Source organism: Novosphingobium sp. 32-60-15 (assembly GCF_002280675.1).
Taxonomy (GTDB): domain Bacteria; phylum Pseudomonadota; class Alphaproteobacteria; order Sphingomonadales; family Sphingomonadaceae; genus Novosphingobium.
Genome location: NZ_NCEN01000021.1, coordinates 41586 through 62798, shown reverse-complemented (window position 1 = coordinate 62798; position 21213 = coordinate 41586). Strand labels below are relative to the sequence as shown.

Genomic DNA, 21213 nt, shown 5'->3' with positions numbered 1-21213 from the left:
GCTATGCAGCCAAACCTCAACGCCTGAACCACACAGCGCCGGATTAGCGAACATCCTCGAACGGGTCTTCGATTGATTCGTCGTGGCCCGTTCCGCTGGACAGGAACACCAGTCCCATCAGCGCGGCCATCAACATGATCGTCAGTCCCACGCCCAAAGCCGTGGCGATGTACAAGTGGATCGAAACAAACCCGTACCAGAAATAAAGCAGCACCAGTACCGCCAGCACGACAAGGCCGGCAAAAGCGCCCATCCACTTCATCAGCATGCGATAACGCGCCCACGCAAAGCTTGCGTTGATGGGATCATCCAGCGGGGAATGGCTTGCCATTAGCGTTCGAACCTTTGCGCATCAAAATGGTGAAGGCAAATGCTTTCGCAAGGGCCGAATCGGTGTCATGATCCAGCAGGGAGACCAATGGAACGCAAGACGCCCAAAGGCGCATGCGCGGCCATCAACCAATCGGAGGATGCCATGACAATTGCCCAAGTTATTGCCGGACGCGGTGAAGTGTGGAGCTGCAGTGCAGACGACAACGTGTCGGATGCCATCACCATGCTGGCCGAGCACCGGATCGGTGCGCTTCCCGTGCGTGATGGCGAAACCGGCGTTGCAGGCATCTTTTCCGAACGCGACATGATGCGCTGCCTGCACAAACACGGCGAAGCTGCGCTGCACATGAAAGTGCGCGACATGATGACCGCGCCGGTCATCACTATCACGTCGGGCACCTCCGTGCTCGAAGCGCTCGCCCTGATGACCCAGCGCCGCTTCCGCCACTTGCCCGTGGTCGATGGCGGCACGATGGTCGCCTTCGTCTCGATCGGAGATCTGGTAAAATACCGCATCGACAAGATTGAAGCCGAAGCCGACGCCATGCGGTCCTACATCCAGCAGGCCTGAACCTGCCGCGAAGGCCACCCTTCTCCCCCCCCCCGCTTGCGGGAGGGGTCGGGGGTGGACCTTACGCTCTTACGCGTCTTAGATCGTGATGACTTTACACGGATTCAAAAAAGTCCCGTTCGTGTCGAGCGAAGTCGAGACACCGCGCAAAGTGTCTCGACTTCGCTCGACACGAACGGAGATCTGAGTCAGTGTAACGTCATCCCGCTCTAAAAGCAGCAATCAACCCAGCCGCGCTGCAACCAGTTCCTGCAAGTCCGCCTCTGGCCGCGCGCCATAGTGCGAAATGATCTCCGCCGCGCAAATCGCGCCCAGCGTCAGGCACTCGGCCAATGAACGGCCGCGCACATGGCCGAACAGGAACCCTGCCGCAAACAGATCACCCGCTCCGGTCGTGTCCACAACCTTGTCAATGGGCTCAGCAGGCACATGCGCGCTTTCCCCGCCGCTTACTGCATGCGCGCCGTTTTCACTGCGGGTAACGACAACAGTCGGCACTTTGGCAGCCAATTGTTCCATCCCGGCGTGGAAATCTTCCACGCCCGTCAGCGCCGCCAGTTCATGTTCGTTGGCAAACAGAATGTCGATCTCGCCCGCGTCGATCAGCGCGCGGAAATCATCACCATGACGCGAAATCACGAACGCATCAGACAGCGTGAACGCCACTTTGCGCCCTGCATTGCGTGCCGCCGCAATCGCGCGGCGCATCGCCTTGCGCGGCTCTTCGGGGTCCCACAAATACCCTTCCAGATACAGGATGCTGGCGGCTGCGATGGTCGCGTCATCCAGCGCCGCTGCGGGCAGGAATTGCGATGCACCCAGGAACGTGTTCATCGTACGCTGGCCATCGGGCGTCACAAAGATCAGGCATCGCGCCGTTGGCGGATCGCTTTCGCGCGCGGCGGTATCAAAGGCGATGCCGCCAGCGCGAATGTCATGGGCAAACACTTCGCCCAACTGGTCGTCTGCAACCTGCCCGATGAACGCACATTTTGCCCCCAGCGCAGCAAGCCCTGCCAAAGTATTCGCGGCTGATCCGCCCGAAATCTCGCGCGCAGGCCCCATCGCATCGTACAGTTCGCGGGCGCGGTCGGTATCAACCAGAGTCATCCCGCCTTTGGCCAGCCCAAGCTGGTCAATGTCGGCATCATCACACGGTGCCATGACATCGACGATGGCGTTGCCGATGGCGATGACGTCATAAAGCGGTTCGGACATTTGGCGGTGGCCCTGTTCAATCTGGTGCGTGAATAAATGTTCGCGCACCGCCTAGCGACTTCGCCTGATTGCGGCAAGCGCAGCCAAGAGCCAGATGGAACTGAAGTTCATCTCATAAATTCTTCGTCATGCTGAACTTGTTTCAGCATCCATCGTGCCGCGCGCACTTGCGCCTCGCGGCAGCGCAGCGGCCCGGTTTGCTGCAATATTCGGGCGTAAGTGCGCGCGGAGGAATGGACCCTGAAACAAGTTCAGGGTGACGATCCATTAAAGTTACGAACTTCGATTCCACCATAGTAGCCGCGCTGAAGTGCGCGCGTGATGCGCCAGAAGGTTGGCTGCGGCGTTGACCCGGTGGGCAGGCCGCGCCATTCCCGCGAATGTGATTATGCCGTTTACCCGCTCCACCGTTGCGCTTGCCGCACTTGCGCCCATGTCGCTCCTGCTCGCATCTTGCGGCGGGGGGGCAACATCATCGGGCGGCCCTGCCCAGGTCCGTTCTGTTGCGCCGCCTGTCCGCACAAATGTGCCGCGTCCTGCCCCCGTCACGCGGCCCTCTGCGCAAATCCAGATGATCCCCGGCCTTGAAAGCGTGATCGGTGCCGATGCGCTGCAATTGGGCCGGATTTTCGGCACGCCCCGGCTTGATCTGATCGAAGACGATGCACGCAAGCTGCAATGGACCGGAACGGCCTGCATTCTCGACGTCTATCTCTATCCGCAACCCGGTTCATCGCGCGCCACCGCAACTTACGTCGATGCCCGGCGCGGCGATGGACGCGATGTTGACCGCGCGGCGTGCGTCGCCGCGCTCAGGAAGGCCCCATAACCGCGCAGGTCGGCACAGTGGGCAACATTGCCCACGGCGCAAAGGCCGGAACGCCACTTTGCGCAACATCGGCCAAGCTGTAGCGATCAAGCACCGCCATAAACGCCGCCAGCGCCTCGGCCAGAACACTGCTTAACGCGCAGTCATGTTTCAGTGCACAATTTGCACAATCGGCCAGCCGCATGCCGCGTTCCAGTTTGCGGACAACGTCGCCCACGCGAATGTCGGCGGCCGGTCGTGCCAGGGTGATCCCGCCATTGCGCCCGCGCCGGGACACGGCAAACCCTTCGTGGACCAGTGCCTGCGCAACTTTTGCCACATGGTTGTAGCTCAGCCCCTGCTGCGCTGCGAATGAAGGCAGGGCAATCGCTTCGTCATTGCGCGCGAGCATAATGAGCAGGCGCAATCCAAAATCGGTGTGCTGGGTCAATTGCATGCTTCATCCTGTCGAATTTTCGCTTGCCTTAATCAAGCATTTTTAATACCGGTATATGAATTACCTGATTGGAGAGACCCCATGCGCACTGCTTCCGAACACGCCAAAACCATCGTCAAGGCTACTGCACCCGCCATTGAAAAGCATGGGCTTGCCATCACCACGGCCATGTATGCACGGCTGTTCCAGAACGCCGAGGCCGCAGCGATGTTTGATAAAGCTGCGCAGGACAGCGGCGAACAGCCGCGCCGTCTGGCAGGCGCAATTCTCGCTTATGCCAAAAACATCGACAAGCTTGAAAACCTTGGCCCTGCCGTTAACCGCATGGTCGCCCGCCACGTGGAAAGCGGTGTAAAAGCAGAACATTATCCGCTGGTAGCAGAAGCGCTTTTGCCCGCCATTCGCGACGTTCTGGGCGCTGATACCGCAACCGATGAAGTGCTGGCCGCATGGGGCGAAGCGTACTGGATGCTTGCCGACATTCTCATCGCGGCTGAAGCAGAAGCCTACGCCGCCGCCTGATCTTATGATGCCACAGCCTCGCGCACGCGGTCCAGTACCGCACGCGCAGGCTCGTGCTCACCCAGCATGGCAAACGTGCCGTTCATGGCGAACACGCAATGGCCATGAACGGTTGCCAGCAAGGACCGCGTCAAGCTTGCAGCCTCGCCCTTGCGTGTTGCGGGCAATGCCGCGCGCACCTCGGCCACTACAATGTCAAAAATCGCACGCACTTGCGCCTGATAGGTTTCGGGCGGGCTAAGGTCGTCGGGCAGCCGGAAATCATAAATCGCAGCCCAAGCGTGGCGGTGTTTTGCCGCAAATTCGAAATAGGCTTCAATCGCGTGGCCCAGCCTGCCCCCTTGCGATTGCTCCAGCCGCCGCTCCAGATAATCGCGCCACAACGCCAGCGTGCGCCCGTTTATGGCCAGAATCAGCGCATCATAGCTGCCGAACACGTTGTAGATCGTGCCGATGGAATAGCCGATGCGCTTGGCCACCTCGCGCGCGGAAAAATGCGCAAAGCCAACTTCTTCCATATGGCGGTATCCTGCCGCCACGATAATCTCGCTCAATTCCGCGCGGCTGTGATCGGACCTGCGTCCCATGGTTTGCGCCCCAATGTTTTCGCCGGTGATTCATGTGCTTGGTTTGACTTTACGCGCTAAACTGAACACCGTCTAATAAAATAATTGAACGCCGATCAATTTTGCGATACACCCCCGATTCGAATAGGGGAACTGGGCATGGAATTGATCGTCACAGTGTTGATGTTCATCGGGGGCGGCCTGCTGCTGAACACGCGTTCACGGCTGTCGCGCACCGAACACCGGCTGCTACTGGTGGAAAACGAACTGCGCCGCCGCATCGCCGCAGAAGCGCAGCCTGTTCCACGTGAAACACCAGCCACCCCGCCCCCATCGCAAAGCGCGCCCGAACCGGCAGCTCCAGTACCCGCCGCGCCCCTCCCGCCCCGCGAGGCCCGCGTCACAGTGCCCGTGGTGATAAAAACCGCGCCGGAACCTGAACCACAAGCTCCTGCGCCAGTACTTCATCAACAAACGCCAAAACCCGCCCCTGTCAAAACCGGTCCCGCATTCAATTTCGAAGACTTGTTCGGCCGCAAATTGCCAATCTGGGCAGGCGGCATCACGCTGGCCATTGCAGGCGTCCTCATCGTCAAATATGCCATCGATGCAGGCTTCTTCGGGCGCATCTTCACCCCCGGCGTTCAGGCCATCTGCGGCGTGCTGTTCGGCCTCGGCCTCATCGGCGGCGCGGAATGGGCATGGCGCAAGCGTGATGTTGTGGCCGATCCACGCGTCGCACAAGCGCTATCGGGCGCGGGCATTTCCACACTCTATGCCGCCCTGCTCGTCGCCCACAGCCTCTACGGGTTGATCGGCCCGATGACGGCCTTTGCGGGACTGGCGCTCGTCACCGGCGGCGCGCTGTGGCTTTCGCTGCGCCACGGCATGCCATCGGCCTTGCTCGGCCTTGCGGGCGGCCTTGCCGCGCCTGCATTGACGATGGGCCTTGATGCCAACGTTCCGTTGCTCGCAGCCTATCTCGGCTTCACCATCGCGGGCCTTGCCGGTGTCGCCCGCGTGCAACGCTGGCCGTGGCTTGCCATGATTGCGCTGGTCGGCGGCGCAGGCTGGAGCTTGTGGCTGATCATCGCGGGCAAGGCCTTCGCCTTGATCGGCGCGCTCTCGGTCTTCGGCTTCGTCGCGCTGCTTGCCCTGCTCATCCCGCTGTTCGTGTTCACCGAAAACACACAGCGCATCACCCGCGCCATCTCCGCCATCATCGGCGCGGCGCAATTGGGCCTGCTCGTCGCGCTGGGCGGGTTCCAGCCGCTGCACTGGGCCTTGTTCGCCCTGCTCGCCAGCGCAGGCCAGTTCCTGGCGTGGCGCGAAAAGTTGCTCGACCTCTCGATCATCCCCACCACCAGCGCCGTCCTGTCCTTCATCCTGCTGATGGTCTGGGACACCATGTCGATGGCGATGCTGCTGACCATCGCCCTCGTGCTGGCGGCCATTCACGCAGGTCCCCTGCTCGCGCGGCTATGGCAGACACCGGCAACGCTTCAGCGCGCGGTCGAACTATCCGCCATTGCACTGTCAGCCCCGATCCTCGCCCTGCGCCACGTCAACTACCCCGATGACGCCGAAACCACGCTGGCCTCGCTCGGCGGCGCTGCACTCGTCTTCGCCAGCGCCGCGCTGGGCTGGAATTGTGTAGACCGCCGCAACGACAAACGCTTCGCCACCCTTATCGCAACCGGCGGGCTCCTGATCACCGCAGCCATCTGGTGCGGCCTGCCCATCTGGCAAGCACCCGTCGGCGTCATGGCACTGGCCTGCGCTCTGCTCGTCTTTGCCCCACGCACCGGCGATCACCGCATCGAACCGGTTGCGGCAAGTTTCGGCGGCCTTTCAGTGCTGATGCTTTTGGCAACGACCATGCCGGACCGATCAATGGAACTCGCCGCCCTGTTCGGCGATTCGGCAAATCCGTTCAACACGCAATCCTTGCTGCGCTGGTCCGGCACAGCGCTTGGCGCGATTGTCTTTGCGCTCTTGGCCCAAACCCGCGCCGTTCGCTGGGGAGCGCAGGCAGCCGCAACGCTGCTCACCTATGGCACGCTGGCCCAAGTCCTGCGGCCTATCGCCCTCCCCCTCGCCGCGCCGCTCGGCCTCGTCGCGCTCGCCCTGCACCAGCGCAAAGCGGGCGTGCGCCCGCTGCTTGTGCCCGGCGCGCTGCTGCTGACGCTGATCGCAGGTTGGGCCTTCCTGCCGGTCATGCATTGGCTCGATTTTGCCACACGGTCATTGGGCGGAGTGCCGATAACGCTCGACCGCGCAGAATTGGCCCCCCTCGCCCTGCTCCGCCGCCTCGCCGCGCCTGCCCTGCTGATCGCAGGTGCATGGTGGCTGCTGCGCGACAAGGCATCGCGCGCCGTCCGCATCACTCTAGTCGTAACCGGCGCCGTGCTTGGCGGCATTGCCCTGCACAGCTTCTACCGCCACGGCTTTGCCGCGCTGATCGGTACGGATTTCGTGCAGTACGGCCTTGCCCAACGCCTTGTCTGGGCAGCGGCTCTGCTCGGCAGTGCAGCCCTTCTCCACAACCGCAACGCGACAACAGCTGCCATCGCGCTCACCACCGCGGCCGCGCTGCACACCGCTTGGTACAGTCTGATGCTGCACAATCCGCTGTGGAGCGCGCAAGCCGTCGGCGCATTGCCGCTGCTCAACCTGCTCGCCCCGCTGTTTGTGCTACTCCCGCTGTGCCTCCTGCTTTTGGAACGCACTCCCGGCCTGTCCGCTACTATCGCGGCCAAGCTGAAGCAACCCGTCCTGATGGCAATGGTTATCGGGTTCACTTGGGCCACTTTGCGTCAGGCCTTCCACGGCAGTCTGCTCGTCACCCCCGGCCTCAGCGATTCAGAAGACATCGCGCGCTCCTTGCTTGGCATAGCGCTGGCCATCGGCTTCCTGCTGTGGGGCATTCGTCAAAAGCTGCACAATTGGCGGATCGTGTCACTTGTGCTTATGCTGGCCGCCGTCGCCAAGGTCTTCGTGCTTGATGCTGCTGGCCTTGAAGGGCTGCTGCGCATCGCCAGCTTCGTCGCACTGGGCTTCAGCCTGATCGGCATTGGCTGGCTTTACAGCCGCCAGTTGCGCAATACGTCCGGTTAACGCAGCATCTGAACGCGCTCAAAGCTTCGGCAAGGTCACGCCACGCTGTCCCATGTACTTGCCTGCGCGGTCGGCATAGCTGACCTCGCACGGCTCGTTGCCTTGCAGGAACAGGAACTGGCATGCGCCTTCGTTGGCATAGATCTTGGCAGGCAGCGGCGTGGTGTTTGAAAACTCCAGCGTCACATGGCCTTCCCAGCCGGGTTCCAGCGGGGTGACGTTCACGATGATGCCGCAGCGCGCATACGTGCTCTTGCCAAGGCAGATCACCAGCACGTCGCGCGGGATGCGGAAATATTCCACCGTGCGGGCCAGCGCGAAGGAATTGGGGGGGATCACGCAGCAATCGGTCTTGCGATCAACCAGACTCGCCCCGTCAAAATTCTTGGGGTCAACAATTGCCGAATCGACATTGGTGAAGATCTTGAATTCATCGGCCACGCGCGCATCATAGCCATAGGACGACAGCCCATAGCTGATGCAGCCATCGCGCCGCTGGTTCTCGACGAAAGGCTCGATCATCCCCTCGCTCAACGCATGTTCGCGAATCCACTTGTCAGAAAGAATGGCCACGTCAGTTCCCCAAAATCAGTTCAGGCAAGATTGGCCGGACCGAAGGCGTTGGGCAATAGCACTGACAAGCGCATTTCCACCACATCGCGTTCACCCACGCACAGCACCAGCGGATCAGTGCCGCCCAGTGCTGCCAATTCGTTCAAAATCTGCCGGCAACGCCCGCACGGGCTGATCGCCGCATCGACGCGTCCCTGCATGCCGCCCAGCACCGCCACGGCCAGCAATCCGCCGCGCCGTCCGCCATGCGCCGCGATGGAACAAGCCACCGTCTCCGCGCAGAGCGACAACCCATAACTGGCGTTCTCGAAATTCGCGCCGGTCACAATCGCGCCATCATCAAACAGCAGCGCCGCCCCCACGTGAAAGCCGGAGTATGGCGCATAGGCCGTGCCCATCGCGGTGCGCGCCGCTGCAATCAGCGCGTCGCGGTTAGCAGCCAAAACATCGCTCATTGCTGCACCACCACCCAGCGGATCGGTCCAGACGTGGCGTTAAGCCGCAATCGGCCCGTCGCCGTCCACATCACCCATGGCCGTCCGGCATAGCCCGGTTCTAGAAAGTCCTGCGAAACCCAGATGTTGCGGTCAATCATCGCAGCCAGATGATATTGGTGCTCCAACCCGCTTGAAACCATCAGGATCACCGGCTTTTCGGCGTGTTTTTCGACCTGGTTCAGAAACGTCGTCAACTCGCTTTGCATCTGCGCCTCGCCCGGAGCCGCAGGGCACGTACGCGAATCGATATCGAGTGCGATGGCAGGGGGCAGCAAATCGAAATCGCGTGGCACAACAGTTACAAAGTTGGCGGCTTGCGCTTCTGCCGGGGCGCACAGATCATAGACATGGACCGCACCGACCTGCATCCCGCGTCCGCGCGCTGCCTCAACCGCTTTGCCAAACGCCGTGTCGCGCGTGCCGGTACCCTCGCTGGCGGTCAGATAAGCGAAATCTGCGCCCGCCCCACGCAGCAAGCGCCAGTCAACCGGGCCGTCATCATCACTAAGCCAAACGCCCTGCACCGGATAATCCGCGCGATCAGGCCGCCAGTTGCGCGCCGTCCACCAGGCAAAGCCCGCAGCGATCAGCACCACCAGCAGCAATGCCGCCATCAGACGTCTGCGCGCCGGGTTCCTCTTTCTGGCCATGATGAAGCTTGCGCGCCCTAAGATTCGAGTCAGGCCCTGATATGCAGCACGCAGATCAGGGTAAAGAGCCGCCGCGCGGTGGGGAAATCGGTTTCGATCTTTCCGTCCATCCGTTCCAGCAACATGTCTGCCGCCTCATTATGGATGCCGCGCCGCGCCATGTCGATCGTCTCGATTTCCATCGCTGACGCTTTGCGAATAGCCTGATAGTAACTGTCGCAAATCGCAAAATATTCGCGGATCGGGCGGCGAAAGCGGCCAAGCCCCAGAATCACTGTTTCCAGTTCATCCCCGGCATCATTGGCCACCGCCATGATCAGCCGCCCATCCTCAACCGCCAGCCGCAACCGATAGGGGCCCTCGTGCCCCGCCGTGAACGAACGCACCGGTTTAAACGCGTTCTCCTCGATCAGATCGAAAATTGCAACGCGACGTTCCTGCTCGATATCGGCATTGCGCCAGATGATCGTCGCTTCGTCCAGCTCAATGTGCGAGATGCGCGGGTCGGCCATGAGGAAGCCTGTCTTACAGACGCATGACGCACGGGCAAGTGCTTTACCCGATTCACTCCCCGCTATCCACAGGCCCCAGCCGTTGCCGCACGGGGCACAGTGGGGCACTATGCATGCCATGTCAGCCAGTGAAGCCATTCTGTCCCGCGAACCGTCCGAGATTCGCACCCTTCCTTCCAACGTCGAAGCAGAGGCTGCCTTTCTGGGCGCGGTGCTGATCGACAATCGCATCCTTGAAGAGTTGCAAACCCCGCTAAAGGCAGACCACTTCTTTGCCGCTGTGCATGGCCGGGTTTATGAACGTATTCAGGCGCTTATTGACCGCAAAGCGGTAGTCACGCCGGTCACGCTCAAGCCCTATTTCGAAACGGACGAAGGCCTGAAGGAGCTTGGCGGCACCGCCTATCTCGCGCGGTTGACGTCGGACGGGCAGGGCTTGCTCAACCCGCGTGAACTGGCCGAACAGATCTATGATCTGGCGCTGCTGCGTGAATTGATCACCGTCGGGCGCAATCTGGTCGAAGGCGCGCTTGATACCAGTGATTCGGTGGCCCCGCTGGAACAAGTCGAAAAGGCCGAAGCAGCGCTCTATGCCGTGGCCGAAGGCGCACAGACCGGCAGTGAAGCGCAAAGCTTTGGCGTTGCCACCCGCACTTCGCTTGAAATGATTGAAAAAGCGCTGCTTTCGGGCGGCCACATTTCGGGCAAGACCACTGGCCTGACGTCGGTGAACGAAAAGATCGGCGGCCTGCACGATTCGGACCTTATCATCCTTGCCGGACGTCCGGGCATGGGCAAAACCTCGCTCGTCACCAACATCGCATTCAACGCCGCTGACCGCCTGCGCCGCGATATGGCCGATGGCATCACGCTCAAGGATTCGGTCGGGGCAGGGGTCGCCTTCTTCAGCCTGGAAATGAGCGCGGACCAGCTCGCCACGCGTATTCTGGCCGAACAATCGGGCATCAGTTCCGAAGCCTTGCGCATGGGCCGGATCAGCCGCGAGGACTTCCAGCAGCTTTCGTTCGCCAGCCAGCGCCTTGCCGAACTGCCACTCTATATCGATGACACCCCGGCGCTGACCATCGGCGCATTGCGCGCCCGCGCCCGCCGGTTGAAGCGCCGCCATGACATCGGCCTGATCGTGGTTGATTACCTCCAGTTGCTCCAAGGTTCGGGCCGCTCGGGCGATAATCGCGTCAATGAAATCTCGGAAATTTCGCGTGGGCTCAAGACTTTGGCCAAAGAACTTGCAGTTCCCGTAATCGCGCTCTCGCAGTTGTCGCGCGCGGTGGAACAACGCGAAGACAAACGCCCGATGCTGTCCGACCTTCGCGAATCAGGCTCTATCGAGCAGGACGCCGACATGGTCTGGTTCGTGTTCCGCGAAGACTATTACGTGGCGGCCAAAGAACCCAAAGTGCCGCAGGGCAATGACGATTCGAAAACGCAGGAAGCCCATGCCGCATGGCAGGCCGAAATGGAGCGGGTTTACGGCCTTGCCGAATTGATCGTGGCCAAACAGCGCCACGGCTCCACCGGCAAAGTCCGCCTGCGATTCGAAGCCAAAGTCACCCGCTTCAGCGATCTTGCGCCTGATGACATGCGCGCCAATTCTTATGGGGATGACGAGTAAGCAATGCGCGTTGCCAGTCGCATTGTGAAGTTCGTCTTGGCCCTTCAAACGCGGCCAAGGTTTGTAAGACAAGCCAGCCTGCCTTTGGGTAGACAACTCACAAAAGAGCTTTAACCTTCGGGCGATGAACCATAAGATCAGGCGGTACAGACGCGCAATAAAGGGACTTGTGGTTTCAGCTTTGCTGAGACTCAAGGGCGTCAAGGTCGCTGACCGGATCGTGATTGAGGGCCGTTCGCCGTTCTTTCTGGTTGAGGGCGATCTCAAACTTTGCTCCCGCATCAGTTTCCGCTCTTTGTATGGCAGAATACGGATCATCGCCTTTAAAGGTGCGCGCCTCTCGATTGGTGCACGGTGCTTCATCAACAACGGATGCATCATAGAAAGTCGTGATGAGGTCGAGATTGGCGATCATTGCCTGATCGGCGATGGAGTCCAGATCATGGATTACAACTACCATCAGGTAAACAAAGGATCCGAACCGCGTTGCGCCAAAGTTCGAATCGGAAGAAACGTATGGCTCGCCAACCGCTGTTTGGTGCTCCCAGGGGTGAGCATTGGCGATCATAGCGTGGTCGGTGCCGGAGCTGTCGTCACGAAGTCCTTTCCATCCCGCTCAATCATTGCTGGAAACCCTGCCTGTTTGGTTGGTCAAGTGAAGTGTGAAGACGATTGGATTAGACACTAAAAGGCCTTGCTAGTGAGCAAACGCCAACAGGTTGGGTTTTCAGTCCATTGGATTTTGGAAGCAGACCTCCTAACGGGCTCTGCATTTCCTTGACTTTTCCACACTTGCGGCCTAGCTGCCGGTCTTTCCGTCTTATCAAGTGTATCGGAGTGCCCTGATGGCGCGCGTAACCGTCGAAGATTGCGTCGACAAAATTCCAAACCGTTTTGACCTCGTCCTGCTGGCAGCTGAGCGCGCCCGCTCGATCTCTGGCGGCGCAGAACTGACCGTAGATCGCGATCGCGATAAAAACCCGGTCGTGGCTCTGCGTGAAATCGCCGAAGAAACGGTGCGCCCGACTGTGCTCAAGGAAAACCTGATCCAGTCGCTGCAACGCGTGCTGCCGGATGACGATGATGAAGTCGATGAAATCGGCTCGCTCTCGCAATCTGCCGAGGCACTGCGCATCACTGCAGCGGCACCCGTGCGCAACACGTCGCTTGGTGCCGATTACGACGGTTGATCCGCAGCGAAACCAGACAGCAAAAACCCCCGGCGACAAACCGGGGGTTTTTTGTTGGTCACGTATTTTCCATCCGCTCGGCCATCAGTTCCCAGACCTTGTTCATGGCTTTCATCGGGCGGACCATGACTTTGAAATCCACGATCCGTCCTTCCAGATCGAAGCGGATCAGGTCGATGCCATTGACCGCAATTCCGTCCATCTCGCACTCGAATTCAAGGCAGGCCTCTGGCCCATCGGTCAACTCGCGGACATAGCGGAAGGTGCCGTTGCCAAAGACTTGGCCTGCTGCCGTCAGGTACAGCATCACCTTTTCGCGGCCTGCCTGCGGAGTGTGGACCACCGGCGAATGAAACACCGCATCATCAGCGACGAGCTCGTCGAGCAAGGCGGGATCATTGCCCAGCATATAGCGATGCCATGCTGCCAACCCAAGTTTCATGCCGCGTCTCCCGTCAGGTGTTTGAAGGCCGGTTTTGGGGCAGGGCGGGCGCGCCGGCATTGATCCGGCGCAACCCACAGCCGGAATTATCCCAGATGTTGCGCAAAAAAGTCGCGCGTGCGCCGGTCCGCCAACGCTGCGCCATCTTCATCACGCCTGTCCCCCATCTCGGCGGCAAAGCCATGATCAAGTCCTGCGTAATCGTACAGCGTCACCTTCGGGTGCGGATCAAGGCCTGCATGGATTGCCGCCTGCGCTTCTGGCCCGACAAAGTGATCAGCTGTGGGAATGTGCAGGAGAAGCGGATTGGCAATGGCATGCGCTTCGCCCAGCATCTGGTCGATCATCACGCCGTAATAGCCGACCGAGGCATCGATATCGGTGCGCGTCGCCGCCATATAGGCCATGCGCCCGCCAAGGCAGAACCCGACCAGCCCGACTTTGTCGATGCCTTCGTAATTCCGCAAAAACCGGATCGCTGCTTCGATGTCCTGAATACCCTTGTCCGGATCATATTGCCCGAAATAGCCGAACGCTTCCTGCATCTGTTCGGGCACATCGGGATCAAGTTCGACGCCGGGTGCGAACCGCCAGAAGATATCGGGCGCGAGGGCCATATAGCCAAGATCGGCCCAGGCCTTGCACTTGTGCCGAATGCCAGCGTTAACACCGAAGATTTCCGGCACCACGATAATCGCCGCACGGATCGGACCGTCCGGAGTAGCAAGATAGCCCGGAATGTTGCCTTCATCGTGCAGCGCTGCAAAAGTGATCTTTTCGCCCATGGTCATTCATCCTGTGCATTATGATCTTTGGTCGATGCTATGTTGGCCCCGGGCGTGGACTTTGCCAAGCGCGCATGACACTCTCACATCAACGAATTTTGCGAAAAAGGATGCGCAATGAAAGTTTCGATGGAAGTTGATTGCACTCCGGAAGAGGCCCGCCGCTTCCTTGGCCTGCCCGATGTTTCGAAAGCCAACGACGTTTACGTCGATAACATTGCCAAGGCGATACAGGGCGTGACCAGCATCGAACAACTTCAAGGCTATGTGAAGCAGGTGGCCCCGATGGGCGAAATGGGTCTCAAGCTGTTCCAGCAATTCATGGAGCAGGGTGGAATGGGTGGGTTCTCCGGCAAGAAGCCTAAGGACTGACGCGCGCCATGTGATGGTGTAGGGCAGGGGCGTGACTGATACGATCTTTGCCCTGTCGTCTGGCCCGCCACCCGCCGGAATCGCCGTCATCCGCATCAGCGGGCCCCAGGCCGGAGCCACACTTTGCGCGATGGCGGGCAAACTTCCGCCACCACGCCGCGCGACGTTTGCCAGTTTGCGCGATCCGCGTGATGATACGCTGCTCGACCGGACGATGGTGCTGTGGCTGCCCGGCCCCGGAACTGCGACGGGTGAGGACAGCGCCGAACTGCACTTGCATGGTGGCCGTGCCGTGGTCAGCGCAGTCGACACAGCGCTTGCCCGCTTGCCGGGTCTGCGTCGCGCAAGTGCCGGGGAATTTACCCGGCGCGCGTTTGCCAATGGCCGGATCGATCTGGCCGAGGCCGAAGGGCTGGCTGATCTGCTGTCAGCCGAAACGGAGTTGCAGCGCCGCACTGCCATGGCGATGGCCGATGGCGCGCTTTCCCGCGAAGTAAACCGCTGGCGGGATGCGTTGCTGGGCCTGTCGGCACGGCTTGAGGCGGCACTCGATTTTTCGGATGAAGACGATGTGGGTGAGGGGGAAAGCCTGCTTCCTGCAAACTTTGCGCGCGATTGTGCGGCGCTGGCCAACGAACTGCGGCAATGGCTGGACCGCCCGCGCGCCGAGCCTTTGAAAGAAGGTTTCCGCGTCGTGCTGGCAGGGCCGCCAAATGCGGGCAAGTCTACGCTGTTCAATGCGCTGGTTGAACATGAAGCCGCGATCACCGCAGCCGAACCCGGCACGACGCGCGATGTCTTGACCCATGCGGTTGCGCTGGATGGCGTGCCGTTCACCTTTGTCGATACGGCGGGCTTGCGTGATGAAGGCGCGGGCGAGATCGAGCGGATTGGCATAGCCCGCGCCCGCGCCGCTGCGGAACGTGCTGATCTGATCCTGTGGTTGGGGCCAGAGGGGGAGGGACCGCAGGACCGGCCGTTGTGGGAAGTGGCGGCGCAGTGCGATGCGCCTGATGCGCCGCGAAAGTCTGCGAGCGCACTGCATCTTTCGGCGATGACGGGCGAGGGGATGGACGCCTTGCGCCAGGCGCTTGTCATTCACGCCAAAAGCGCTTTGCCCGCACCTGGCGACGCTGCGCTGAACATGCGGCAGCACCGGCTGCTTTCGCAAGTTGAGGAAACACTTGCGCGTAACCAGCATGAACAAGACCCGTTGATCGCGGCAGAACACTTGCGCCTTGCGCGGCGGGCGCTGGATGAACTGGTCGGGCGCACGGGTATTGAGGACATGCTGGACGCGTTGTTCGGGCGCTTTTGCATCGGCAAGTAGTGTTTCACGTGAAACACGCACCAAGCACACCCCACCGCAAATGTTCCACGTGAAACACAAACCGCTTTGACCGGACCGCACATTCGCACTATCGACGCGCAATGCACCAGTTCGACATCATAGTCGTCGGCGGCGGACACGCCGGCGTTGAGGCGGCGAGCGTTGCCGCACGGATGGGCGCGCGCACGGCGCTGGTCTCGTTCGATCCCCACACTATCGGCGCGATGAGCTGCAATCCGGCGATTGGCGGATTGGGGAAGGGCCACCTTGTCCGCGAGGTTGATGCCTTTGATGGATTGATCGCCCGCGCGGCGGATGCAGGGGCCATCCATTACCGCATGCTCAACCGGTCAAAGGGCAGCGCCGTGCAAGGCCCGCGCGTTCAGGCTGATCGCAAACGCTTCCGTGCCGCAATTCAGCAAATGATCGCTGCGCAGCCGAACTTGGTTGTGATCGGTGGTGAAGCCGCAGCACTGCGATTGGACGGCGGCAAGGTGACCGGCCTGGACCTCGCCGATGGCACCGCGTTGACCGGCAAAGCCGTGGTGCTGTGCACGGGCACTTTCCTTGGCGGTAGGCTGTTCCGGGGCGAGGAACGCATGGAAGGCGGACGCATTGGCGAGGACGCCGCACACCGGCTTGCCCAACAATTGCGCGGCGCAAATCTGCCGATGGCGCGACTTAAGACCGGCACCCCGCCGCGCATTGACGGACGCACGATTGATTGGGCGCGCTTGCCCGAGCAGCCGAGCGATGCCGAGCACTGGACAATGTCGCCGCTCAATACGGCGCGGCCCTTGCCGCAAGTGTTCTGCGCGATTGCCCGCACCAATGCCCGCACGCATGACATCATCCGCAGCGGGCTAGACCGCTCCCCGCTGTTCACCGGCGCGATTGATGCGCTGGGGCCGCGCTATTGCCCTTCAATCGAGGACAAGATTCACCGTTTTGGTGATCGTGACGGGCATCAGGTATTTCTGGAACCCGAAGGTCTGGACGATCATCTGGTCTATCCCAACGGCATTTCCACATCGCTGCCAACAGACATACAAGTGGCGATGATCCGTTCGATGGAGGGGTTGGAAAGCGCCGAGATTACAGTGCCGGGCTATGCGGTTGAATATGACCACATCGATCCGCGCGCCTTGCGTCGCAGCCTTGAAGTGAAAGCCATTCCTGGCCTGTATTGTGCGGGGCAAATCAATGGCACAACCGGATACGAGGAAGCCGCCGCACAGGGACTGATCGCGGGCATGAATGCCGCCGCCACAGTGCTGGGGCGTGATGCGCCCGAACTGGACCGCGCCAACAGCTATATGGCGGTGATGGTGGACGACCTGACATTGCATGGCGTGAGCGAGCCTTACCGGATGCTGACCGCCCGCGCCGAATACCGGCTGCGCCTTCGTGCAAACAATGCCTCGACGCGGTTGACGCCGCTGGGCCTTGCGGTTGGCTGCATTGGTGACGAGCGGCGAACATGGTTTGAGCAGCGCTGTGCGGATCGTGCAACGCTGGACGCTGCACTGGCGCAAGAGGCAAGCGCCAATGATCTGGAGCGGCAGGGCATGGCCGTGCGCGCCGATGGATCGCGTCGGCCATTGACCGAATGGCTGCGCTTTCCCGAAGTCACATTGACGGGGCTGCAACCCTGGATCGGGGAAGGGGATATTGATCCCTTGTTGGCCGAGGAAGTGGAAGAAGACGCAGCCTATGCGCCTTATCTCGCACGGCAGGAATCAGAGCTGCGCGATTTGCGGGCGTCCGATGCCGTCCCCTTGGGCGATGGTTTCCCGTTTGCCGACGTTCCCGGCCTTTCCCGGGAAATGGTGGAGCGATTGGACAAAGCCCAACCCGATACATTGGCCGCTGCGGGACGGATTGCAGGGATCACGCCTGCAGCCTTAGCCAGCTTGCTGGTCCACGCCCGTCGGCGGATTGCGGCATGACCATCGCATCAGAAACCGAAGCGCGCGATTGGTTGCGCACCACATTAGGCGCGGATGATGCCGCAATGGCGCGGCTTGGCACACTAGCCGATCTGTTGATTGGAGAGAATGAGCGCCAGAATCTTGTTGCGCGCGGGACATTGCCGCATGTCTGGCAACGCCACATCCTTGATTCTGCGCAATTGTTGCATGTTTCACGTGAAACACTGCCCGATGGTGCGTGGCTTGATCTGGGGACCGGTGCGGGATTTCCCGGGCTCGTGGTGGCTGCCCTACAGCCTGAACGCCCTGTCGTGCTGGTAGATTCGCGGCGTTTGCGGACCGAATGGCTGCAAACGGCCGCTGATGCGCTGGCACTAAGCAATGTGCGCGTTGTCCTTTCACGTGTTGAGGATTTGCCATCAGGCCCCCACGCTGTCATTTCCGCCCGCGCATTTGCACCGCTGGACAAGCTGGTGAAACTTTCCGCGCGGTTTTCCACACCAGACACGCTTTGGCTGTTGCCGAAAGGGGCTGGTGCACAGCATGAACTGGATGTGCTTCCCGAATCATGGCGTCATGTGTTTCACGTGGAACAATCGCTGACCGATCCTGATGCAGGGATCATCGTTGGCCGCCTTCTGGAAGGGCAGCACACCGCCGTCGTAGCATCCCGATCTTCCAAAAAGGCCAAGCGTTCATGATCACAATCGCGGTCGCAAACCAGAAGGGCGGGGTGGGCAAGACCACCACTGCGATCAACATCGCCACGGCTTTGGCGGCCACTGGCTGGAAAACCTTGCTGATCGACCTTGATCCGCAGGGCAATTGCTCCACCGGCATCGGCATTTCAGCGGCCGAGCGTGAACGCTCATCCTACGATCTGCTGATTGATCAGGCGCGCGTTTCGGAATGTTTGATGCATACCCGCATCCCCAATCTGGACATCGTTCCCGCTACGGTTGACCTGTCGGGGGCCGAAGTGGAACTGGTCACGATTGAGGACCGCACCCATCGGCTGCGCAAAGTTCTGGGCGAAGATACCGGCCATGACATCTGCCTGATCGATTGTCCGCCATCGCTGGGCCTGTTGACGCTGAACGCGCTGACCGCTGCGGATTCCATCCTTGTGCCGTTGCAATGCGAATTTTTCGCACTGGAGGGGCTTAGCCAGTTGTTGCAAACCGTTGAGCGCGTTCAGGAGCGCTTCAATTCGGACCTCAGCATTCTGGGCGTTGTGTTGACGATGTATGACCGGCGCAACCGCCTGACCGATCAGGTTGCAGATGATGTGCGCTCATGCTTGCGCGATCTGGTGTTTGAAGCGGTGATCCCGCGCAATGTGCGCTTGTCTGAAGCGCCGAGCCATGGCTTGCCTGCGCTGATCTATGATCATGCTTGCCCCGGATCACAAGCCTATATGAAATTGGCGCGCGAACTGATCGCACGTCTGCCCAAACAGAGGATTGCCGCATGAGCGATGATGCAGTGAAGGTTGCGCCACGGCGCACCGGTCTCGGTCGCGGTCTTGGCGCCTTGATGGGGGAAGTCCGCCGTGAGGAGCCGCTTGCGCGTGTTTCGGTTTCGGGGCCTGAAGGAAATGCGCCGCGTGATGGCGGCCTGGCGATGCTTTCGGTTTCATCAATCGAGCCGCATCCGGAACAGCCGCGCCGCCATTTTGATGAAGAGGCGCTGGAAGAACTGGCCCAATCCATTGCCGCGCGCGGCGTCATCCAGCCGGTGATTGTCCGCCCGTTGGGCAACAACCGCTATCAATTGGTGGCGGGTGAACGGCGCTGGCGGGCGGCACAAAAGGCGCGGGTCCATGAAATTCCCGCCATTGTGCGCAAGCTGGACGAGCGCGAGGTGGCGGCACTGGCGCTGATTGAAAACTTGCAGCGCAGGGATTTGAACCCGGTCGAAGAAGCGCGTGCCTATCAACGCCTGGCCGATAGCGAGGGGCTGACCCAGCAGGAAATCGCCAAGTTCGTTGATAAATCGCGCAGCCACGTGGCCAACATGATGCGCTTGCTCGGGCTTCCGGATGATGTGCTGGAAATGGTCGTGCGTGATGAATTGTCGATGGGCCACGCCCGTGCGCTGATCAACGCGCCAGATCCCGCCGGTATTGCGCGCGATGCGGCAGCCAAGGGTTTGTCAGTCCGCGATGTCGAGAAACTGGCGCGCAAGGCAAGCCGTCCGGAAGCTGGCCGGCGACAGGCAAGAGCAGCAAAGGACCCGTTCGGGCAGGCCGACATTGTTGCGATCCAGCAGCATCTTGAGGATTTCCTCGGTCTCAAGGTTACCATAACGCCGGATAATGATCCGGCGACAGGTGCGGTGACGATCCGCTACAAGACGCTCGATCAATTGGACCTGATTTGCCAGCGTTTGACAGGCGGTGAATTCTGACCGCTTTGCCTGTCCGAAGGTGTATTAATTAAGCGATTAAATTCTCATTGACCGGTGCCCTTGGTCGCGCTTACTTTCCCGCGTAATCAAAACACAACCGGAGAGAATGGCCATGTCGCTCGATCTAATCCCGCGCAGTGCATATAACGAAGACCACGCAGCTTTCCGCGAATCCGTCCGCCGTTTTCTGCAGGACGAGGTTGCACCCAATGCGCAGCAATGGGCCGAAGATGGCATCGTGCCGAAATCCATCTGGCCCAAGGCCGGCGCGCTGGGCATGTTGTGCCCGACGGTGCCCGAAGAATACGGCGGGCTTGGCCTCGACTTTGGTTACAACGCCATCGTTGATGAAGAGAGCGCCTATTACGGGCGGGCGACCACAGGGTTTTCGCTGCATTCCGATATCGTCGTCAATTATCTGATTGCTTACGGTTCAGAAGAGCAGAAGCGCAAATGGTTGCCGCTGATGGTATCGGGCGAGGTGATCACCGCGATTGCAATGACGGAACCCGGTACCGGTTCCGACCTTCAGGGCATGCGCACCACGGCGAAGAAGGACGGCAACCACTACGTCATCAACGGATCGAAGACGTATATCACGAACGGCCAGAATGCCGATCTGGTACTGGTCTGCTGCAAGACGGATACCGAGGTTCAGCCTGCGTGGAAGGGTGTTTCGATCGTGCTGGTCGAAGCCGGTAGCGAGGGCTTCGAGAAGGGCCGCAACCTTGACAAGATCGGCATGGATGAGGCCGACACTTCGGAATTGTTCTTTAACGATGTGCGCGTTCCCATCACCAATTGTCTGGGCGAAGAGGGAAAGGGCTTCATCTATCTGATGAGCGAATTGCCGCAGGAGCGCTTGTCGATTGCCGTCAGCGCGCAAGCTTCGGCGCAGCGGGCATTCGACGATACGGTAGAGTTCACACGCGAGCGCAAGGCATTTGGCAAGCCGGTGCTGGATTTCCAGAACACGCGCTTCACCCTGGCCGATCTGAAGACCAAGCTGCAAGTGGGCTGGGCGCATCTCGACTGGGCACTGTCGCGTCATCTGCGCGGTGAACTGACCGCGGAAGAAGGCGCTGCGGCCAAGCTGTGGCACACCGAATTACAGTGGGAAGTGATGGACAAATGCCTGCAACTGCATGGCGGGGCAGGTTACATGAATGAATATGCCATTGCCCGTGCATGGCGCGCGGCGCGCGTGACGCGGATCTTTGGCGGCACGAACGAGATCATGAAAGAGCTGATCGGGCGCAAGCTCTAACACGTCCAAACGGAAACGGCCCGCTTT

25 protein-coding genes are annotated in these 21213 nt (G+C 60.5%); 14 read left to right on the top strand and 11 right to left on the bottom strand.

The annotated features are described in order from the left end of the window. Nucleotides 1-43 precede the first annotated feature (43 nt). The gene (locus B7Y89_RS14205) at nt 44-331 is read right to left on the bottom strand and encodes a hypothetical protein (RefSeq protein ID WP_292939154.1); all 288 of its coding nucleotides are present in this window, start codon (nt 329-331) and stop codon (nt 44-46) included. Nucleotides 332-475: 144 nt separating this feature from the next. Here B7Y89_RS14205 and B7Y89_RS14200 point away from each other — a divergent pair, with 144 nt between their 5' ends. Continuing rightward, the gene (locus B7Y89_RS14200) at nt 476-904 is read left to right on the top strand and encodes a CBS domain-containing protein (protein ID WP_292939153.1); all 429 of its coding nucleotides are present in this window, start codon (nt 476-478) and stop codon (nt 902-904) included. 222 nt (nt 905-1126) lie between these two features. Here B7Y89_RS14200 and B7Y89_RS14195 read toward each other — a convergent pair whose 3' ends face one another. Next, the gene (locus tag B7Y89_RS14195) at nt 1127-2122 is read right to left on the bottom strand and encodes an adenosine kinase (RefSeq protein WP_292939206.1); all 996 of its coding nucleotides are present in this window, start codon (nt 2120-2122) and stop codon (nt 1127-1129) included. A 388-nt stretch (nt 2123-2510) separates the two neighbouring features. Here B7Y89_RS14195 and B7Y89_RS14190 point away from each other — a divergent pair, with 388 nt between their 5' ends. Beyond that, a complete protein-coding gene (locus B7Y89_RS14190; protein ID WP_292939205.1) occupies nt 2511-2951 on the top strand; it encodes a hypothetical protein in 441 nt (146 codons plus the stop codon). On the opposite strand, the gene B7Y89_RS14185 is transcribed toward B7Y89_RS14190, so the two are convergent. Continuing rightward, nucleotides 2935-3387, bottom strand: coding sequence for an Rrf2 family transcriptional regulator (locus tag B7Y89_RS14185; RefSeq protein WP_292939152.1), 453 nt, complete (start codon nt 3385-3387; stop codon nt 2935-2937). The two genes, B7Y89_RS14190 and B7Y89_RS14185, sit on opposite strands and share 17 nt — an antisense overlap. A gap of 81 nt (nt 3388-3468) precedes the next feature. Here B7Y89_RS14185 and B7Y89_RS14180 point away from each other — a divergent pair, with 81 nt between their 5' ends. Then, nucleotides 3469-3909 (top strand): globin domain-containing protein, encoded by a 441-nt coding sequence (locus tag B7Y89_RS14180; RefSeq protein WP_292939151.1) that lies wholly within the window; start codon nt 3469-3471, stop codon nt 3907-3909. Between the two features lie 2 nt (nt 3910-3911). Here the strand turns inward: B7Y89_RS14180 and B7Y89_RS14175 are convergent, their stop codons facing one another. Continuing rightward, nucleotides 3912-4496 (bottom strand): TetR/AcrR family transcriptional regulator, encoded by a 585-nt coding sequence (locus tag B7Y89_RS14175; RefSeq protein WP_292939150.1) that lies wholly within the window; start codon nt 4494-4496, stop codon nt 3912-3914. 138 nt (nt 4497-4634) lie between these two features. On the opposite strand from B7Y89_RS14175, the gene B7Y89_RS14170 reads away from it, so the two are divergent. Beyond that, nucleotides 4635-7592 carry a DUF2339 domain-containing protein gene (locus B7Y89_RS14170; protein WP_292939149.1) on the top strand — a complete coding sequence of 986 codons (2958 nt, stop codon included), beginning with the start codon at nt 4635-4637 and terminating at the stop codon, nt 7590-7592. Nucleotides 7593-7610: 18 nt separating this feature from the next. Here B7Y89_RS14170 and dcd read toward each other — a convergent pair whose 3' ends face one another. The 4 genes from dcd to B7Y89_RS14150 all read right to left on the bottom strand — a co-directional run bounded on the left by dcd (nt 7611) and on the right by B7Y89_RS14150 (nt 9824). Further along, the gene (dcd, locus tag B7Y89_RS14165) at nt 7611-8165 is read right to left on the bottom strand and encodes a dCTP deaminase (protein WP_292939148.1); all 555 of its coding nucleotides are present in this window, start codon (nt 8163-8165) and stop codon (nt 7611-7613) included. Nucleotides 8166-8185: 20 nt separating this feature from the next. Then, entirely contained in the window at nt 8186-8620 is a 435-nt protein-coding gene (locus B7Y89_RS14160; protein WP_292939147.1) for a cytidine deaminase, read from the bottom strand. After that, nucleotides 8617-9276 carry a glycoside hydrolase family 25 protein gene (locus tag B7Y89_RS14155; RefSeq protein ID WP_292939146.1) on the bottom strand — a complete coding sequence of 220 codons (660 nt, stop codon included), beginning with the start codon at nt 9274-9276 and terminating at the stop codon, nt 8617-8619. The genes B7Y89_RS14160 and B7Y89_RS14155 overlap by 4 nt, the downstream gene beginning before the upstream one ends. 65 nt (nt 9277-9341) lie before the next feature. Then, nucleotides 9342-9824 carry a UPF0262 family protein gene (locus tag B7Y89_RS14150; RefSeq protein WP_292939145.1) on the bottom strand — a complete coding sequence of 161 codons (483 nt, stop codon included), beginning with the start codon at nt 9822-9824 and terminating at the stop codon, nt 9342-9344. A gap of 118 nt (nt 9825-9942) precedes the next feature. Here B7Y89_RS14150 and B7Y89_RS14145 point away from each other — a divergent pair, with 118 nt between their 5' ends. Further along, nucleotides 9943-11460 carry a replicative DNA helicase gene (locus B7Y89_RS14145; protein ID WP_292939144.1) on the top strand — a complete coding sequence of 506 codons (1518 nt, stop codon included), beginning with the start codon at nt 9943-9945 and terminating at the stop codon, nt 11458-11460. Between the two features lie 175 nt (nt 11461-11635). Here B7Y89_RS14145 and B7Y89_RS14140 read toward each other — a convergent pair whose 3' ends face one another. Continuing rightward, nucleotides 11636-12028: a hypothetical protein gene (locus B7Y89_RS14140; RefSeq protein ID WP_292939143.1), complete on the bottom strand. Its 393-nt coding sequence runs from the start codon at nt 12026-12028 to the stop codon at nt 11636-11638. On the opposite strand from B7Y89_RS14140, the gene B7Y89_RS18310 reads away from it, so the two are divergent. Further along, nucleotides 11999-12148 (top strand): hypothetical protein, encoded by a 150-nt coding sequence (locus tag B7Y89_RS18310; RefSeq protein ID WP_366416264.1) that lies wholly within the window; start codon nt 11999-12001, stop codon nt 12146-12148. The two genes, B7Y89_RS14140 and B7Y89_RS18310, sit on opposite strands and share 30 nt — an antisense overlap. A 157-nt stretch (nt 12149-12305) precedes the next feature. Beyond that, nucleotides 12306-12650 (top strand): DNA-directed RNA polymerase subunit omega, encoded by a 345-nt coding sequence (gene rpoZ / locus B7Y89_RS14135; RefSeq protein WP_292939142.1) that lies wholly within the window; start codon nt 12306-12308, stop codon nt 12648-12650. 58 nt (nt 12651-12708) lie between these two features. Here the strand turns inward: rpoZ and B7Y89_RS14130 are convergent, their stop codons facing one another. Further along, nucleotides 12709-13092 carry a nuclear transport factor 2 family protein gene (locus B7Y89_RS14130; RefSeq protein ID WP_292939141.1) on the bottom strand — a complete coding sequence of 128 codons (384 nt, stop codon included), beginning with the start codon at nt 13090-13092 and terminating at the stop codon, nt 12709-12711. An 86-nt stretch (nt 13093-13178) separates the two neighbouring features. Then, nucleotides 13179-13877, bottom strand: a complete 699-nt coding sequence (locus B7Y89_RS14125; protein ID WP_292939140.1) for a dienelactone hydrolase family protein — start codon at nt 13875-13877, stop codon at nt 13179-13181. A 117-nt stretch (nt 13878-13994) separates the two neighbouring features. Between B7Y89_RS14125 and B7Y89_RS14120 the strand changes: the two genes are divergently transcribed. From B7Y89_RS14120 to B7Y89_RS14090, 7 genes are all read left to right on the top strand, one after another. Beyond that, nucleotides 13995-14249 (top strand): DUF6489 family protein, encoded by a 255-nt coding sequence (locus tag B7Y89_RS14120; protein ID WP_292939139.1) that lies wholly within the window; start codon nt 13995-13997, stop codon nt 14247-14249. A gap of 31 nt (nt 14250-14280) precedes the next feature. Continuing rightward, nucleotides 14281-15579: a tRNA uridine-5-carboxymethylaminomethyl(34) synthesis GTPase MnmE gene (gene mnmE / locus B7Y89_RS14115; RefSeq protein WP_292939138.1), complete on the top strand. Its 1299-nt coding sequence runs from the start codon at nt 14281-14283 to the stop codon at nt 15577-15579. Nucleotides 15580-15680: 101 nt separating this feature from the next. Further along, nucleotides 15681-17528, top strand: coding sequence for a tRNA uridine-5-carboxymethylaminomethyl(34) synthesis enzyme MnmG (mnmG, locus tag B7Y89_RS14110; RefSeq protein ID WP_292939137.1), 1848 nt, complete (start codon nt 15681-15683; stop codon nt 17526-17528). Next, nucleotides 17525-18211, top strand: a complete 687-nt coding sequence (rsmG, locus tag B7Y89_RS14105; RefSeq protein WP_292939136.1) for a 16S rRNA (guanine(527)-N(7))-methyltransferase RsmG — start codon at nt 17525-17527, stop codon at nt 18209-18211. Before mnmG ends, rsmG begins: the two co-directional genes overlap by 4 nt. Beyond that, nucleotides 18208-18984 (top strand): AAA family ATPase, encoded by a 777-nt coding sequence (locus B7Y89_RS14100; RefSeq protein WP_292939135.1) that lies wholly within the window; start codon nt 18208-18210, stop codon nt 18982-18984. The genes rsmG and B7Y89_RS14100 overlap by 4 nt, the downstream gene beginning before the upstream one ends. Then, entirely contained in the window at nt 18981-19919 is a 939-nt protein-coding gene (locus tag B7Y89_RS14095) for a ParB/RepB/Spo0J family partition protein (protein ID WP_292939134.1), read from the top strand. Before B7Y89_RS14100 ends, B7Y89_RS14095 begins: the two co-directional genes overlap by 4 nt. 112 nt (nt 19920-20031) lie before the next feature. Beyond that, a complete protein-coding gene (locus tag B7Y89_RS14090; RefSeq protein WP_292939133.1) occupies nt 20032-21186 on the top strand; it encodes an acyl-CoA dehydrogenase family protein in 1155 nt (384 codons plus the stop codon). The last annotated feature ends 27 nt before the right edge of the window (nt 21187-21213 follow it).

Excerpts from the sequence above, each read along its gene's own strand:
- B7Y89_RS14095 (WP_292939134.1), top strand. The coding sequence starts at position 18,981 with ATGAGCGATGATGCAGTGAAGGTTGCGCCACGGCGCACCGGTCTCGGT.
- B7Y89_RS14205 (WP_292939154.1), bottom strand. The coding sequence starts at position 331 with ATGGCAAGCCATTCCCCGCTGGATGATCCCATCAACGCAAGCTTTGCG.
- B7Y89_RS14160 (WP_292939147.1), bottom strand. The coding sequence starts at position 8,620 with ATGAGCGATGTTTTGGCTGCTAACCGCGACGCGCTGATTGCAGCGGCG.
- rpoZ (WP_292939142.1), top strand. The coding sequence starts at position 12,306 with ATGGCGCGCGTAACCGTCGAAGATTGCGTCGACAAAATTCCAAACCGT.
- B7Y89_RS14150 (WP_292939145.1), bottom strand. The coding sequence starts at position 9,824 with ATGGCCGACCCGCGCATCTCGCACATTGAGCTGGACGAAGCGACGATC.
- B7Y89_RS14090 (WP_292939133.1), top strand. The coding sequence starts at position 20,032 with ATGTCGCTCGATCTAATCCCGCGCAGTGCATATAACGAAGACCACGCA.
- B7Y89_RS14120 (WP_292939139.1), top strand. The coding sequence starts at position 13,995 with ATGAAAGTTTCGATGGAAGTTGATTGCACTCCGGAAGAGGCCCGCCGC.
- rsmG (WP_292939136.1), top strand. The coding sequence starts at position 17,525 with ATGACCATCGCATCAGAAACCGAAGCGCGCGATTGGTTGCGCACCACA.
- B7Y89_RS14140 (WP_292939143.1), bottom strand. The coding sequence starts at position 12,028 with ATGATCGCCAATGCTCACCCCTGGGAGCACCAAACAGCGGTTGGCGAG.
- mnmG (WP_292939137.1), top strand. The coding sequence starts at position 15,681 with ATGCACCAGTTCGACATCATAGTCGTCGGCGGCGGACACGCCGGCGTT.
- B7Y89_RS14155 (WP_292939146.1), bottom strand. The coding sequence starts at position 9,276 with ATGGCGGCATTGCTGCTGGTGGTGCTGATCGCTGCGGGCTTTGCCTGG.
- B7Y89_RS14145 (WP_292939144.1), top strand. The coding sequence starts at position 9,943 with ATGTCAGCCAGTGAAGCCATTCTGTCCCGCGAACCGTCCGAGATTCGC.
- B7Y89_RS14200 (WP_292939153.1), top strand. The coding sequence starts at position 476 with ATGACAATTGCCCAAGTTATTGCCGGACGCGGTGAAGTGTGGAGCTGC.
- B7Y89_RS14125 (WP_292939140.1), bottom strand. The coding sequence starts at position 13,877 with ATGGGCGAAAAGATCACTTTTGCAGCGCTGCACGATGAAGGCAACATT.
- B7Y89_RS14185 (WP_292939152.1), bottom strand. The coding sequence starts at position 3,387 with ATGCAATTGACCCAGCACACCGATTTTGGATTGCGCCTGCTCATTATG.
- B7Y89_RS14195 (WP_292939206.1), bottom strand. The coding sequence starts at position 2,122 with ATGTCCGAACCGCTTTATGACGTCATCGCCATCGGCAACGCCATCGTC.
- B7Y89_RS14190 (WP_292939205.1), top strand. The coding sequence starts at position 2,511 with ATGCCGTTTACCCGCTCCACCGTTGCGCTTGCCGCACTTGCGCCCATG.
- B7Y89_RS14100 (WP_292939135.1), top strand. The coding sequence starts at position 18,208 with ATGATCACAATCGCGGTCGCAAACCAGAAGGGCGGGGTGGGCAAGACC.
- B7Y89_RS14175 (WP_292939150.1), bottom strand. The coding sequence starts at position 4,496 with ATGGGACGCAGGTCCGATCACAGCCGCGCGGAATTGAGCGAGATTATC.
- B7Y89_RS14170 (WP_292939149.1), top strand. The coding sequence starts at position 4,635 with ATGGAATTGATCGTCACAGTGTTGATGTTCATCGGGGGCGGCCTGCTG.
- B7Y89_RS14130 (WP_292939141.1), bottom strand. The coding sequence starts at position 13,092 with ATGAAACTTGGGTTGGCAGCATGGCATCGCTATATGCTGGGCAATGAT.
- B7Y89_RS14180 (WP_292939151.1), top strand. The coding sequence starts at position 3,469 with ATGCGCACTGCTTCCGAACACGCCAAAACCATCGTCAAGGCTACTGCA.